This is a genomic window from Reyranella sp. (assembly GCF_044224635.1).
Taxonomy (GTDB): Bacteria; Pseudomonadota; Alphaproteobacteria; order Reyranellales; family Reyranellaceae; genus Reyranella.
The window spans coordinates 1-14,464 of the sequence record NZ_JBGAKA010000031.1; the positions used below are offsets into that span (position 1 = coordinate 1).

The 14,464-nt window shown below is 66.5% G+C and carries 10 protein-coding genes; 7 read left to right on the plus strand and 3 right to left on the minus strand.

Annotation, left to right across the window (positions count from 1 at the left end; translation table 11 throughout):
* The first annotated feature begins 263 nt into the window (after window positions 1–263).
* The 5 genes from ACILR9_RS23965 (at window position 264) to ACILR9_RS23985 (ending at window position 6,831) form a co-directional block, all read left to right on the plus strand.
* Window positions 264–1,577 carry an ABC transporter substrate-binding protein gene (locus ACILR9_RS23965; RefSeq protein ID WP_395712485.1) on the plus strand — a complete coding sequence of 438 codons (1,314 nt, stop codon included), beginning with the start codon at window positions 264–266 and terminating at the stop codon, window positions 1,575–1,577.
* A 189-nt stretch (window positions 1,578–1,766) separates the two neighbouring features.
* Entirely contained in the window at window positions 1,767–3,473 is a 1,707-nt protein-coding gene (locus tag ACILR9_RS23970; protein ID WP_395712486.1) for an ABC transporter permease, read from the plus strand.
* Window positions 3,470–4,525: an ABC transporter ATP-binding protein gene (locus ACILR9_RS23975; RefSeq protein WP_395712487.1), complete on the plus strand. Its 1,056-nt coding sequence runs from the start codon at window positions 3,470–3,472 to the stop codon at window positions 4,523–4,525. The genes ACILR9_RS23970 and ACILR9_RS23975 overlap by 4 nt, the downstream gene beginning before the upstream one ends.
* 17 nt (window positions 4,526–4,542) lie before the next feature.
* Window positions 4,543–5,436: a 50S ribosomal protein L11 methyltransferase gene (locus ACILR9_RS23980; protein ID WP_395712488.1), complete on the plus strand. Its 894-nt coding sequence runs from the start codon at window positions 4,543–4,545 to the stop codon at window positions 5,434–5,436.
* 303 nt (window positions 5,437–5,739) lie between these two features.
* Window positions 5,740–6,831 carry a Zn-dependent alcohol dehydrogenase gene (locus ACILR9_RS23985; RefSeq protein WP_395712489.1) on the plus strand — a complete coding sequence of 364 codons (1,092 nt, stop codon included), beginning with the start codon at window positions 5,740–5,742 and terminating at the stop codon, window positions 6,829–6,831.
* Between the two features lie 100 nt (window positions 6,832–6,931).
* On the opposite strand, the gene ACILR9_RS23990 is transcribed toward ACILR9_RS23985, so the two are convergent.
* The gene (locus tag ACILR9_RS23990) at window positions 6,932–7,333 is read right to left on the minus strand and encodes a DUF1127 domain-containing protein (protein WP_395712490.1); all 402 of its coding nucleotides are present in this window, start codon (window positions 7,331–7,333) and stop codon (window positions 6,932–6,934) included.
* 211 nt (window positions 7,334–7,544) lie between these two features.
* Here ACILR9_RS23990 and ACILR9_RS23995 point away from each other — a divergent pair, with 211 nt between their 5' ends.
* Window positions 7,545–9,554 carry an aminopeptidase P family protein gene (locus ACILR9_RS23995; protein WP_395712491.1) on the plus strand — a complete coding sequence of 670 codons (2,010 nt, stop codon included), beginning with the start codon at window positions 7,545–7,547 and terminating at the stop codon, window positions 9,552–9,554.
* 8 nt (window positions 9,555–9,562) lie between these two features.
* Here the strand turns inward: ACILR9_RS23995 and ACILR9_RS24000 are convergent, their stop codons facing one another.
* The gene (locus ACILR9_RS24000; RefSeq protein WP_395712492.1) at window positions 9,563–10,597 is read right to left on the minus strand and encodes a D-cysteine desulfhydrase; all 1,035 of its coding nucleotides are present in this window, start codon (window positions 10,595–10,597) and stop codon (window positions 9,563–9,565) included.
* Between the two features lie 499 nt (window positions 10,598–11,096).
* Between ACILR9_RS24000 and ACILR9_RS24005 the strand changes: the two genes are divergently transcribed.
* Window positions 11,097–12,047 (plus strand): OmpA family protein, encoded by a 951-nt coding sequence (locus ACILR9_RS24005; protein ID WP_395712493.1) that lies wholly within the window; start codon window positions 11,097–11,099, stop codon window positions 12,045–12,047.
* Between the two features lie 252 nt (window positions 12,048–12,299).
* Here ACILR9_RS24005 and ligA read toward each other — a convergent pair whose 3' ends face one another.
* Window positions 12,300–14,459, minus strand: coding sequence for an NAD-dependent DNA ligase LigA (ligA, locus tag ACILR9_RS24010; protein WP_395712494.1), 2,160 nt, complete (start codon window positions 14,457–14,459; stop codon window positions 12,300–12,302).
* Window positions 14,460–14,464: the final 5 nt, after the last annotated feature.

The following is a 14,464-nucleotide window of genomic DNA, read 5'->3' on the forward strand; positions in this document are numbered from 1 at the left end:
AAGACATCGGCCCTGTCCCTCGCTCCGTCACAGGATATGCCTTTGGGGTCTACGGGCTCAGGGTCGACGACGGGCGGCTGCGTCAACAGCCGCCCGTTCGCACATCATGGCAAATTTCCCGCACACAAGGGGTCATGAGCAGCGGGACTGAAGCTCATGACCCCTCCGCCCCGTATGACGGGGCACCTCCCCAGCGAAGCTGGGGAGGAGAGTGGAAAGGCTCGCTCCTTTCCTTGCTTCACCGACTACCGGTAGTACCCACCATGCTTCGTATCATCGTCTTCACGCTCGCTCTCACCTTCGCGGCCACGGCCGCCATCGCCCAGACCGGCAAGATCACGGTCGTCACGTCGTTCTCGAAGGACGTGACCGATCCGATCAAGAAGGCGTTCGAGAAGGCGACCCCCGGCGCGACCCTGGAAGTGCAGAACCGCAACACGGTCGCCGGCGTGAAATACCTCGAGGAGACCAAGGGCAATAACCAGGTCGATCTATTCTGGGCATCGGCACCCGATGCGTTCGAAGTGCTGAAGGCCAGGAAGCTGCTTGCGCCCTACAAGCCCAAGGCGACGGGCATCGCCGAGAAGGTCGGCTCCTATCCAGTGAACGACAAGGACGGCTTCTATGTCGGCTTTGCCGCGTCGGGCTACGGCATCATGTGGAACGAACGCTACGTGAAGGCCAAGAAGCTGCCGACGCCCAAGGACTGGCAGGACCTCGCCCGGGCGCCCTATTACGACCACGTCTCGATCTCGGCGCCGTCGCGCTCCGGCACCACCCATCTCACGGTGGAGACCATCCTGCAGGGCGAAGGCTGGGACAAAGGCTGGCGCACCCTGAAGGAGATCGGCGGCAACCTGCACCAGGTCACCGACCGCTCGTTCGGCGTGCCCGAGGCGGTGAACTCCGGCCAGGTCGGCTACGGCATCGTCATCGACTTCTTCGCGTTCTCGTCGCAGGGCAGCGGCTTCCCGGTGAAGTTCGTCTATCCCACGGTGACCACGCTGGTGCCGGCCAATATCGGCATTGTCGCCAATGCACCCAACAAGGCCGGTGCCGAGGCCTTCGTCGAGTTCCTGCTGTCGCCCGCCGGGCAGGAGACCCTGCTGGAACCCGCCATCCGCCGCCTGCCGGTGCGGCCCGCGACCTACGACAAGGCGCCGCCTGACTATCCCAATCCCTTCAAGGACAAAGCCCTGCAGGGCCTGCTCACCTTCGATGCCGAGCTGTCGGAGAAGCGCACCGAAACCGTGGATGTGCTGTTCGACCAGTTGATCACGTTCCAGCTCGAGCCGCTCAAGGCCGCAACCAAGACGCTGCACGAGGTCGAGGCCGGGCTCGCCCGCAAGGACAATGCGCAGGCGCGCGCCCTGGCCAAGGAAGCGCGCGACCTGATCGCCGCCATGCCGATCACGGCCGAGCAGGCGGCCTCGCCCGAGACGCGCGCCGCGTTCAGCGGCGGCAAGCAGAAAACGGCCCGCCAAGCCGAGCTCGAGCAGCAATGGTCGGCCTTCGCCAAGGAGAAATACGCACAGGCCAAGGCCAAGGCGGACGCGGCGTTGAAGCTTGTCCGCTGATGGCGCTGGACCACGTACCGTCCGCCGGCTCCTACCTCGCCATTTGCAGATGCCATTTTGCTCCGTCATCCCGAGCGAAGTCGCCCGAAGGGCGACACAGTCGAGGGACCTCCCTTGTCGACGCCGCAACAAGGAAGGTCCCTCCACTACGCCTCGCTCCGCCCGGCTCCGGTCGGGATGACGGTGTTCTTGCAGAGTGCCAATGCGGTGCGCCTCGCCGGGGTGCGCTCACCAGGCCAGATCGCGCTGGCGCTGGCGATCGCCCTTTTCCTCCTGGCCTTCCTGGTCGTGCCGGTGGCGACGGTGGTCTACGTCGCCTTCACCGAGAAGGGCTCCAGTGCGCTCACCCTGGTCAACTTCCTGGACTTTGTCCGCACCGACCTGTTCGTGCGCTCGTTCTGGAACTCGGTCTACGTCTCGGCGATGTCCGTCGTGGGTGCGTCGCTGCTCGCCCTGCCGCTCGCCTATCTGACGACGCGCTTCGAGTTCCGCGGCGCTGCACTTGTGCAGACGCTGGGCTTCCTGCCGCTGATCATGCCGCCGTTCGTCGGCGCCGTCGCCATGCAGCTCCTGTTTGGCCGCAACGGCTCGGTGAACCTGCTGCTCGACGAATGGTTCGATATCAGGATCGGCCTCATGGAGGGCCTGAACGGCGTCGTCTTCCTGCAGGCCATTCACTACTTCCCATTCATCCTGGTCAATCTCTCGGCAGCGCTGCGCAACATCGACCGCGCCATGGAGGAGGCGGCGCAGAATCTCGGCTCGCACGGCTTTCGCCTGTTCCGCCGCATCGCCTTCCCGCTCGCGTTGCCCGGCTACGTCGCCGGCGCCAGCCTGGTATTCGTCAAGGTATTCGACGACGTGGCCAGCCCGCTGCTGCTCAACGTCAAGGAGATGCTGGCGCCGCAGGCCTATCTGCGCATCACCTCGATCGGCATCGACGATCCGATGGGCTACGTCATCTCGGTGGTCCTGATCGCCATCGCAGTGCTCACCATGTGGGCGTCGGCGCAGGCGCTGAAGGGCAAGGACTACGCCACGACCCAGCGCGGCGGCGGCGGCCTGGCGCGGCGCCGGCTGACCGGCGGCCGATTGCTGCTGGCCTATGCCATGGTGCTCGGCGTGCTGGCCCTGGTGCTGGCGCCGCATGTCGGCCTGGTGCTGCTGTCGTTCGCCACGGTGTGGTCGTTCAGCCCATTGCCCGACGGCTACACGCTGGCCCACTACGCGCGCGTCCTGGGCGACAGCTCGGCCTACATCGAGAACACGCTGCTCTACGCGGGACTCGCCGCGGCGCTCGACGTGGCGATCGGCGGTGCCATCGCCTACCTCGTGCTGCGCAGCCGCCTGCCCGGCCGTCAGCTGCTCGACTGGACGGCAGGTGCCGCCCTGGCGGTTCCTGGCGTCGTGCTGGGCATCGGCTATCTGCGCGCCTTCTATGGCGTCACCCTGCCGGGCGGCGTGCCGCTCGCCACCTTGTGGATCGTGATCGTGCTGGCCATCGCCATCCGCCGCCTGCCCTACGCGCTGCGCGCCGCCTACGCCGCCCTGCAGCAGATCTCGGTGTCGCTCGAGGAGGCAGCGGAGAATCTCGGCGCCACCAAGGCGCGCACCGCCCGACGGATCATCGTGCCGCTGATGACGGGCGGCCTGCTCGCCGGTTTCGTCACCAGCTTTGCCACTGCAGCGGTCGAGCTGTCCGCGGTGCTGATGCTGGTGCAGAGCAATTCCGATGCACCGCTCGCCTACGGCATTTACGTGCTGATGCAGACTCCTGCCGGCCGCGGCGCCGGCGCGGCGCTGGGCGTCATCGCCGTGCTCATCGTCGCGCTCTGCATGGGCTTGTCGCAGCTCGCCGTCGGGCGCTCGCAACGGGCGCGCGGGCTTGACCTGTGAACGTCGCAACCTCCCGGGCAGTCGCGATCGACATCAGCGGCGTCAACCTGTCCTACGGCGCGACGCGAGTCCTGAAGAACATCGATCTGTCGATCCGCCCCGGCGAGCTGTTCGCTTTCCTTGGTCCCTCCGGTTGCGGCAAGACCACGCTCCTGCGGCTGATCGCGGGCTTCGCCCAGGCCGAGACCGGACAGGTCCGGCTCGACGGCCAGGACGTCGCCGCCTTGCCGCCGTGGAAGCGCGATGTCGGCATGGTGTTCCAGAGCTACGCCCTGTGGCCGCACATGACGGTCGCCAGGAATGTCGCCTTCGGACTGGAGGAACGCCGCCTGCCGCGCCGCGAGATCGACCGCAAGGTTGCCGAGGCGCTGGCGCTGGTCGGCCTCGCGGACTATGCCGATCGCCGTCCGGCGCAATTGTCGGGCGGCCAGCAGCAGCGCGTCGCCGTGGCCCGCACCATCGCCATCGAGCCCAAGGTCCTGCTGCTCGACGAGCCGCTGTCCAACCTCGATGCCAGGATGCGGGTCGGCGTGCGGCGCGAGCTGCGCGCCCTGCAGCAGCGGCTGGGGCTCACCACGATCTTCGTCACCCACGATCAGGAAGAGGCCAACACGATCTGCGACCGCATCGCCGTCATGGAAGCCGGCACGATCCGCCAGGTCGGCACGCCGATGGAGCTCTACGAGCGACCCGACAACCTGTTCGTCGCGGGCTTTCTCGGCTCGGCCAACGTGCTGGACGGCGCGAGATCGGGCGATGTCTTCGAGGTCGTCGGCGGCCCGCGGCTGCGCTTGCCGCCTGGCCTGCACCTGCCGGCCGGGGCCAAGCTGGTGTTCCGGCCGCAGCATGCCGTCCTGGCGGATGCCGGCATCTTCCGCGGCCCGGTCACGCAGCGCGAATTCCTCGGCGCCACCGTGCGCTACGGCGTGCGTGTCGGCGACACCGAGATCCTGGTCGACGTGCCGTTCCAGTCGGGTCAGGACCTGCACGATATCGGTAAGCTCGTCGGTGTCGACCTGCCCATCGAACGGGCGCTTTTTCTCGCCACCTGAGTCAGGAACGCCAATCCATGAGCATCGGCCAGGCAAGCTTCGTGTCCCCGGCGCATCTGCGCGCCGCCTGGGAGGATGCGCTCGAGGAACGGCTGGTCGAGGCAGGCTTCGTCGTCTGCAGCCGTGAGATGTCGCGCGACGGACCATGGATGATCGAGATCGTCGGCGAGGAGCCCTATGCCAAGATCGCCGCCGCGATCGAGGACGCGGCGCAGGCCCTCGGACTTGAGGAACCGACCTGGCAATGGCAGGCCCTGCCCGACCGGGACTGGGTGGCGGAGAACCAGCGATCGTTCCAGCCCTTCGCGGTCGGGCCTTTCTGGGTCCATCCCTCGCATGCGAGCGAACCGCCGCCGCCCGGCTCGCTTCCGCTGCGCATCGATGCCGGGCTGGCTTTCGGCACCGGCACGCACGCCACGACGCGCGGATGCCTGGAACTGCTGGCCACGCTCGACCCGGCAACCACGGCGAACGTGGTCGACGTCGGCTGCGGCAGCGGCATTCTCGCGATCGCCATGGCCAAGCTGTGGCAGCGCCCGGTGCTGGGCGGCGACAACGATGCGCAGGCGGTCGAGGTGGCGAAGGAGAACGCGACGCTGAACGGCGTCGGCGGGCTCTGCCATTTCGTTCATTCCGTCGGGCTCGGCGCCGCCGGCCTCGCGGGCCGCGCCCGCTACGATCTGATCGTGGCCAACATCCTGGCCGGCCCCCTCACCGAGCTCTCGGAATCGTTTGCCTCAGCCGTCCGGCCGGGCGGCCGGGTGCTGCTGAGCGGCCTGCTGGTCGAGCAGGCCGGCCATCTGCTCGCCGTCTACGGCCGCCGCGGGTTCGCCTTCGAACGTCGCATCGACCTGGAATCGCACGGCGCCTGGTGGCGCACCTTGCTCTTGCAGCGGGGCGAGGCCCGATAGCGCTCTCTCATTTTCCTCCCCAACTCTGTTGGGGAGGTGTCGGCGTAATCGCCGACGGAGGGGTCATGAGCAGCGGGACTGAGACTCATGACCCCTCCGCCCCGTATGACGGGGCACCTCCCCAGCGAAGCTGGGGAGGAGAGTGAAAGACGCGCCCATATGCGCTCGCCGTCGTTCGTCCTTCTGCCCGGCGAGACGTGGCGCAGCCGTTTCCGCCGCGCATCTTGCCGCCCCGCTATCGCCTCCCCTACCCTTCGCCTTCGACGGCCTCGCGCCGTCCATCGCCGGGAGAGGAACGCATCCATGAAAGCCGCCGTCCTGCACGAAGCCAACAAGCCGCTGGTGATTGAAGACGTGGGCGTGCGCAAGCCGGGCTCGCGCGAGGTGCTGATCCGCACGGCGTGCGCCGGCCTCTGCCACTCCGACCTGCACTTCATGGAGGGGCTGTTCCCGCATCCCCTGCCGGCGGTGCTGGGCCACGAATCGGCCGGCATCGTCGAGGAGGTCGGCTCCGACGTCACCTACGTGAAGAAGGGCGACCACGTCGTCACCTGCCTGTCGGTGTTCTGCGGCACCTGCGAGCAATGCACGTCGGGGCGGCCGGCGATCTGCACCAACACCGACGTCAAGCTGCTGCCCGGCGTGTCCACCCGCATGACCTGGAACAAGACCGGGCCGATCCACCAGTTCCTCAACATGTCGTCGTTCGCCGAGCAGATGCTGGTGCACGAGAATGCGATCGTGAAGATTCGCGAGGACATGCCGCTCGACCGTGCGGCGCTGATCGGCTGCGGCGTCGTCACCGGCACCGGTGCCATCTTCAACACCGCCAAGGTGGCGCCCGGCGAGACCGTCGTCGTGCTGGGCTGCGGCGGCATCGGCATGGCCGCGATCAACGGCGCGGCGATCGCCGGCGCCGGCCGCGTCATCGCCGTCGATACCAACCCGACCAAGCTGCAGCTCGCCACCAAGCTCGGCGCCACCGACATCGTCGACGTGCGCAACGGCGACCCGGTGGCCCAGGTCAAGGAACTGACCAAGGGCCAGGTGCATCACGCGATCGAGGCGGTCGGCGCCAAGATCACCGCCGAGCAGGCGTTCCAGATGCTCGGTCCGGGCGGCGTGGCAACGATCATCGGCATGATCCCGTTTGGCACCAAGATCGAGCTGCACGGTATCGAGTTCCTGCGCGGCGAGAAGAAGATCCAGGGCTCGTCGATGGGCTCCAACCGGTTTCGCGTCGACATGCCCCGGCTGATCGAGCACTACATGAAGGGCCGCCTGCAGCTCGACGACTGGATCTCCGCCCGCATCAAGCTGTCGGAGATCAATGAGGGCTTCGCCAACATGAAGTCGGGCAAGGTCCTGCGCTCGGTCATCATGTTCGACGCGTAGATCGATCTTCCTGCCCAGCGAAGCTGGGGAGGAGCATGAACCGGCAAAGAAAAAGGGCCGGCTTTCGCCGGCCCCTACGCTTACGCTACGCTACGCGGAATTATGCTGCGCGACGCCAATTCTCGTTTACCGACGTCACCGGGTCGGCGACGTCGAACTGCGGCCTGAAGCCCTGGGTCTCGCGGACCGCAAAGGCGATGTCGGCCCGGCAAAGGCCAAGGTCCGAGAGTTCGCGATCAGTCATGCGAAAAAGTTGGGTCTCGGCGGCTCGAAGCTTGTGGTTCTCCTTGATCCCGGCAGTGAGCCGGCCAAACACCCGGCGAAGCCACAGGATCATATCTCCGAATGCATTCGCCAGAACCTCGGCGCGCGCATACCGGGCACGCAGATCGAGCAGGCGACGCTCTTCGTAGGTCAGGCTGAACTTGGCAATGTCGTTTCCCCTCGCCGGCGAAGTTTCGCTGCTCAGATTGTTCACGGTCCGAATCGGCTGGGTCATCATGGTGCTACTCCTTTGATTGTGCATCGCGGCAAGATGATGCTGCGCTGCACGAAGCAAATATAGGCCCTTGAGTTACATGAATAAGTGAGCGGTTTCGAATGCCGATATGCATGGAACGCATGACGACTAATATTTTGGCATTTCGCAATCGCGAAAGAACAATCGTTGCCCAGTTTGCCTCCCTTCGAGGCCGCGCGTAGGGTTTCGCGACATGAGTTCCGCCCCCGACGACGCCCTTCGCCTGCTCAGCCAACGCGGCCGGCCGACCGATCCCGAGGCTCTTTCTTCTCTGATGCAAGGAATTGCCGCCGCCCCGGAGAGCCTGTCCGGTCCCGAATGGGTCGAGTTGGTCGATCCGGCGGCAGACGCTGCCCTCACCCGGGCGCTTACGACGTGGCGGGCCGAGCTCGGCAAGGCCGCCTCCGGCCTCGACGAATCGCCCGCCCCGATCACCCGGCTGGCGGCCTTGCGCGCCGAGTTGCAGTGCCGCGGCCTCGACGGCTTCGTCATCCCGCGCGCCGATGAGCATCAGGGCGAATACGTGCCGCGCCGGGCGCAGCGCCTGGCTTGGCTCACCGGCTTTCGCGGCTCGGCCGGCCTCGCCATCGTGCTGGCCGATCGCGCGGCCATCTTCGTCGACGGCCGCTACACCCTGGCGGTGCGCAGCCAGGTCGATACGGCAGCCTTCGTGCCCCACCAGATCCCCGAGCAGTCGCCCGAGACCTGGATCGCCGAGAACCTGCCCAAGGGCAGCAAGCTCGGCTTCGATCCATGGTTGCAGACCCTCGATGGCCACGAACGCTTCGCCCGCGCCTGCCGGCGCGCCGGCGGTAAGTTCGTGCCCGTCGATTCCAATCCGCTCGACGCTGTCTGGACCGATCGGCCGGCGGCGCCCCTCGCCCCGGTGCTGCCCCATCCCGACGAGTTCGCTGGCGAAAGCAGCGCCGCCAAGCGCAACCGCATCGCCGCCATCGTCAAGGGCAAGGGTGCCGACGTCGCCCTGCTCACCGCGCCCGATTCGATCGCCTGGCTGCTGAACGTGCGCGGCGGCGACGTGCCGCGCACGCCGTTCGCGCTGGGCTTCGCCCTGCTGCATGGCGACGGCCATGTCGACCTCTACATGGATCGCCGCAAGGTACCGGCCCGAACCATCGCGTGGCTCGGCAACGGCGTTACCCTGGCCCCGCCGGACGACCTCGCCGCCGCGCTCGGCATGCTGGGCAAGGCCGGCAAGCGCGTGCTGCTCGAGAGCGCGACCGCGCCGATGTGGGCGGCGACCCGGCTGCAGGCGGCCGGCGTCGAGATTGTGCGCGACGCCGATCCGGTGGCGTTGCCCAAGGCCTGCAAGAACGAAATCGAGCTGGCTGGCATCCGCGCCGCCCATCGCCGCGACGGCGCCGCCGTCAGCCGTTTCCTGGGCTGGCTGACGCACGAATCGCTCGGCGGCACGCTCAGCGAGATCGAGGTCTCGGACCGCCTGCAGGCGCTGCGCCAGGAGACTGGCGCCTTGCGCGACCTGAGCTTCGACACGATCTCGGGCGCCGGCCCCAACGGCGCCGTCGTGCATTATCACGCCACGCCGGCGAGCGAGCGCCGGCTCGAGACGGGCAGTCTCTACCTGGTCGATTCGGGTGGCCAGTATCGCGACGGCACGACCGACATCACGCGCACGCTGGCCATCGGCACGCCGACCGCGGAGATGCGTGATCGCTTCACGCGCGTCCTCAAGGGCCACATCGCGCTCGCGATGGCGCGCTTTCCGGCCGGCACGACCGGTTCTCAGCTCGATGCGCTGGCGCGCTATGCGCTGTGGCAGGTCGGGCTCGACTATGATCACGGCACCGGCCACGGCGTCGGCGCCTATCTGTCGGTGCATGAGGGGCCGCATCGCATCTCGAAGGTCGCGAACAATGTCGCCCTGCAGCCCGGCATGATCGTCAGCAACGAACCCGGCTACTACAAGGCCGGCGCCTACGGCATACGCATCGAGAACCTGGTCGCGGTGCGCGAGGCGGAGATCGACGGCGCCGACCGCCGCTATCTCGAGTTCGAAACCCTGACCCTGGCGCCGATCGACTTGGCCTGCATCGAGCCTGGCCTGTTGACCGACGTCGAACGGCGATGGCTTAACGACTATCACCGACGCGTGCGCGAAACCGTGGCGCTGCAGGTCGACGACGCCACACGCACCTGGCTCGCCGAGGCAACGCGGGCGATTTAGCGCGGGATCTAGTCCGCCAAGACCGTTCGGCCGAGCACGACGTCCTCGTAGACATGCAGCGACGGCAGGCCGCCGGTGTGCATGAAGAGCACCTTGGCGTTGGGCTTGAAATGGCCCTGGCGTGCGAGGCCGATCAGTCCCGCCATGATCTTTCCAGTATAGACCGGATCGAGCAGGATGCCTTCGGTGCGCGCCAGCATCTGGACGGCTTCCACCATTCCTACGTTGGGCACGGAGTATTTCGGTTGCCAGTAGCCGCCGACGCTTTTCACCGCATCGCGCGGCACCTTGCCGATGCCGAGCAGGTCGGCCACCGCCTGCGCCTCCTTGTAGACCAGAGGCTCCTGGTCGGCGGGATCACGGCTGACGCCAATGCCGATCAGCGGAATCTTGATGCTGTTGCCGAAGAAGCCCGCCACCATGCCGCCGTGAGTGCCCGAGCTGCCCGAGCCGACCACGACCGCATCGAGCGCCAACCCCATGTCCAGCCATTGCTGCTGCATTTCCTGCACGCACGCGACATAGCCCAAGCCTCCAATCGCGTTCGAGCCGCCCCCCGGGATGACGTAGCCTTTGCGACCGAGCGAGGCGATTTCCTGCGCGACCTTCGACATGGCCGCGCCCATGTCCGAGCCTCCAGGCACGACGGTGATGGCTTCCACGCCCATCAACTCGAACATGAAATTGTTGCCGCCAGCCTCCTTGCGATAGCTGCCGGCAACGCGCTCCTCGATCACGAAACGGCATTTCAGCCCTTCCTTGATCGCGGCGGAGAGCGTGATGCGGCAATGATTGGACTGCGGGGCACCGCAGGTGATCAGCGTATCGGCACCCTGTGCCAGGGCGTCGGCAGCCAGGAACTCGAGCTTGCGGGTCTTGTTGCCACCAGGAAACAGGCCGAGGAGGTCATCGCGCTTGATCCAGATCTCGGGACCGGCGCCACCCGGGCAGAGCGCCGCCAGGGCCTTGGTGAAGTGTGGGAGAAGCTCGATCGGCGTGGGGGCATGCGTGTAGCGGCGACGCGGAAAACGGGCCAAATCCATTCGATCGAACTCCAGCGAGAGACTGCACCTGTGCGCCGCCGCAAGTGCATGCGACCGCAAGCAGAAACGGCGCATGCTCTACCATCCTGCCCGCGCGGAAGCCATCAGCGGCCGACAGACGAGCAAGGCAGCCAGCGAAGTGCTGACGGCAGACGTTCTGCCTGGTTCCCAGGGAGTCGGCGTAAGCATCAACCGAGGGCACCGCAGGGTTCGGGCCGCCCATTCTTGGCGCCATACTGCTGCTCCCCGCTCGCAATGTGGTACTGGAAGGCCTTGAATCTTGCTGATTTTGGCAATGAATCTGCACTATTAATGTAAATATAGACGCGCTCTTGAGGTACCTGTTACCTCAAAATCACACTAGGGCGGCAATGCGTCTGCGGAAGCTCCAAATTGTGGCGACTCCCGGCGTGGCCGCGTACTATTCCACCGCTAACCCAATCATACCGGTCGACAGTTATACGACCCGCGAAAATATCTGCGACGAGGGAGATCAAGAATGAGGAAGTTGCTAGTGACGGCGGTGTTGGCAGCAGCAGGCATGCCGGCCGTCGCTCAAGCCCAAGGTGCCCCGGCACAGCCCGGAATCTACCTCGGCATCGAGGGTGGCTTGAACTGGATGTTCGGGACCCAGATCCGCGAACGGTACGTGTCGCCGTATACCGGCTGGGGTGCGGGCGGCACCATCGGCTACGATTTCGTCGGCCCCCGTGTCGAGGTCGAAGGCCTCTTCCGCCAGAACACCAGCTCGACCTATTTCCGCCCCGGGGCGGCGATCAACAATCAGATCAGCCAAGTCTCGGTGATGGCCAACGTGCTGTATGATTTCCGCAGCTTCGGGTCGTTCATCCCCTATGTCGGCGCCGGCGCCGGCGTCGCCTTCGTCGACGCCTACTATCAGCTTCACAGCACGGTCTTCGCCTTCCAGGGCATCCTCGGCGTCGGCTACGAGTTCGCGCCCGGCTTCCGGCTCAACATTGACGGCCGCTACTACGGCACGACCAATCCGTATTACCTCGGCAGCGCCTGGAGCAACAACAACATCAGCTTGATGGCGACCGTCCAGGTCAAGTTCGGTGCATCGGCTCCGCCGCCGCCGCCGCCGCCGCCTGCAGTCGCCCCGCCGTCGTTCATGGTGTTCTTCGATTGGGACCGCTCGAACCTGTCGCAGCAGGCCCTGGCCACGATCGGCCAGGCGGCTGCCGCTTTCAAGGCCAAGGGCAATGCCCGGATCACGGCAACCGGCCACACCGACACGTCGGGCCCGGCAGCCTACAACATGGCGCTGTCACTGCGTCGCGCGAACGCGGTCAAGGACGCCTTGGTGCGTAACGGCGTGCCGGCCAACGTGATCACGGTCATCGGCCGTGGCGAGGAGGGCCTGCTCGTCCAGACCGGCGACGGCGTGCGCGAGCCGCAGAACCGCCGCGTCGAGATCGTCATCCAGTAAGACGATCCGCAGCACTGATCTTCGGGAACGGCCGGGCTTAGCCCGGCCGTTTCTTTTTGCGGCGGCCAGGGAGTGGACGCATCTCTTTTTCATCCCTCGCGTAATCGGCAGGCAGGTGCCCCCGCAGGGGGCGTAGGGGAAAGCCACGCCCCCCGACGCGGCCTCCTCAGGATGAAGACTTTGTTGGGCCTCGACCAAATTTAACCCCCATCGGGCACCTCCCCCGATTACGCGGGGACACGAATAGAGGCTTCACCCCGCCGAGAACGCCAGCCACTCGGCCTCGGTCATGGTCTGAATGCCGAGCTCGGCCGCCTTGCGGGCCTTGGAGCCGGCATTCCCGCCCACAACCACCAGGCTGGTTTTCTTCGACACCGAATCGGTAACCTTGGCACCGAGCTCCTCGGCACGCGCCTTGGCGGCATCCCGGGTCATTGACGACAGCTCGCCGGTGAACACCACGATCTTGTCGCGGAGCTTGGCGTCGGCGGCGACGGAGCGCCGCTCGACTGGCTGCACCGTGAGCTGCCGCAGCAGATCGCGGATGATCTCGACCGTGTGGCCTTCGCTGAAGAAGGCGCACATCGCGTCAGCCGTGGTGACGCCGATCTGCTCGACATTGCACAGCCGGCCGTAGCTCGGCCCGACCTCGGCGACCGCCTTCTCCTTTTTCACAGCGTCCGGCGCCTTGGTGCGCTCGGCTGCCGCCTGCAGCATCTCGGACAGCCAGCTCTCGGCGGCGCCGTATTCCTGCGCCAGGATCTTGGCCGTTGCCTCGCCGATCAACGGAATGCCGATGGCATTGATGAACCGGTCGAGAGTGATGGTGCGCCGAGCCTCGATGGCGGCGACCAGGTTTCGCACCGACAGATCGCCCCAGCCCTCGCGCTTGCGGATGTCGGCCATACGCTCGGGCAGGCGAAAGATGTCGCCGGGAATCTTCAGCAGGCCGTCGCGCCAGAAATTCTCGATATGCGTGCCGCCCAGCCCCTCGATGTCGAAGCAGTTGCGCGACACGAAGTGGCGCAGCCGCTCGACCTGCTGGAACGGGCACTCGAGCCCTCCCGTGCAACGGCGCACGACGCCGCCCTCCTCGCTGCGCACCTCGGTGCGCAGCGGACACGGGCAATGGGTCGGGAAATGGAACTTGTGCGTCCTCTTGGGGCGCTCCTCCGGCACGAAGCCCAGCACCTGCGGGATGACGTCGCCGGCGCGCTGCACGATCACCATGTCGCCGGCTCGGACGTCGAGCCGCTCGATCTCGTCGGCATTGTGCAGGGTGGCACGCGCCACCATGACTCCGCCGACATTGACTGGTTCGAGGTCGGCAACCGGCGTCAACGCCCCAGTCCGCCCGACCTGGATCAGGATGCCGTTCAGCCGGGTGCGCGCCTGCTCGGCCGGGAATTTGTGGGCGATCGCCCAGCGCGGCGCACGGCTGACGAAGCCCAGCCGCTCCTGCCAGTCGATGCGATCGACCTTGTAGACGACGCCGTCGATGTCGTAGGGCAGCGACGGCCGCTCGACGGCAATCGTGCGATAGAAATCGCGCACCTCGTCGGCGGTATAGCAGAGCCGCGACAGCGGATTGACCTTGAAGCCCCATGCCCTCAGCAAGGCGAGATACTCGCTGTGCGTCTTCCACGACCGCGGCTCGGCCTCGCCCCAGGCATAGGCGAAGAAACGCAACGGCCGGCTCGCTGTGATCCCGGCGTCGAGCTGGCGCAGCGACCCTGCCGCGGCGTTGCGCGGGTTGGCGAAGGTCTTCTCGCCGGCCGCCTCCTGGCGCTCGTTCATCTGCTGGAACGCCTTGCGCTCCATGTAGATCTCACCCCGCACGTCGAACGCACGCGGCGCCTTGCCATGCAGGCGGTGCGGGATGTCCCTGACGGTGCGCAGGTTGGCCGTGACGTCCTCGCCGGTCGTGCCGTCGCCGCGCGTCGCGCCGACGACGAATTCGCCATCCTCGTAGCGCAGGCTGATCGACAGGCCGTCGATCTTGGGCTCGCAGGCGAAGGCGATCTCGGCATCGGGCGCCAGATCGGTCTCCTGCTCAAGTCCACGCCGCACACGATCAAGAAATGCCTGCAGCTCATCGTCCGTAAAGACGTTCTGCAACGACAGCATAGGACGAAGGTGCCGGACTTCGGTGAACGCCGCACTGGGAGGCGGTGCTACTCGCTGACTTGGGCTGAAGCTGTCTACGAGCTGAGGGAACCTCGCTTCGATGGCATTCAACCGCTGCCGCAATCGATCATAGTCCGCGTCCGAGATCTCCGGCGCGTCCTGCACGTGATAGAGCTTGTCGTGATGCTCGATCTCCGCTGCCAGACGCTTATGCTCGGCGCGCGCCTGACGTTCGGTGAGATCGCCGACCGCGACCGACGCGACGACCTTGGCGGCTCGCGACATCCGTT

Excerpts from the sequence above, each read along its gene's own strand:
- ACILR9_RS23965 (WP_395712485.1), top strand. The coding sequence starts at position 264 with ATGCTTCGTATCATCGTCTTCACGCTCGCTCTCACCTTCGCGGCCACG.
- ACILR9_RS23980 (WP_395712488.1), top strand. The coding sequence starts at position 4,543 with ATGAGCATCGGCCAGGCAAGCTTCGTGTCCCCGGCGCATCTGCGCGCC.
- ACILR9_RS23985 (WP_395712489.1), top strand. The coding sequence starts at position 5,740 with ATGAAAGCCGCCGTCCTGCACGAAGCCAACAAGCCGCTGGTGATTGAA.
- ACILR9_RS23990 (WP_395712490.1), bottom strand. The coding sequence starts at position 7,333 with ATGATGACCCAGCCGATTCGGACCGTGAACAATCTGAGCAGCGAAACT.
- ACILR9_RS23995 (WP_395712491.1), top strand. The coding sequence starts at position 7,545 with ATGAGTTCCGCCCCCGACGACGCCCTTCGCCTGCTCAGCCAACGCGGC.
- ACILR9_RS24000 (WP_395712492.1), bottom strand. The coding sequence starts at position 10,597 with ATGGATTTGGCCCGTTTTCCGCGTCGCCGCTACACGCATGCCCCCACG.
- ACILR9_RS24005 (WP_395712493.1), top strand. The coding sequence starts at position 11,097 with ATGAGGAAGTTGCTAGTGACGGCGGTGTTGGCAGCAGCAGGCATGCCG.
- ligA (WP_395712494.1), bottom strand. The coding sequence starts at position 14,459 with ATGTCGCGAGCCGCCAAGGTCGTCGCGTCGGTCGCGGTCGGCGATCTC.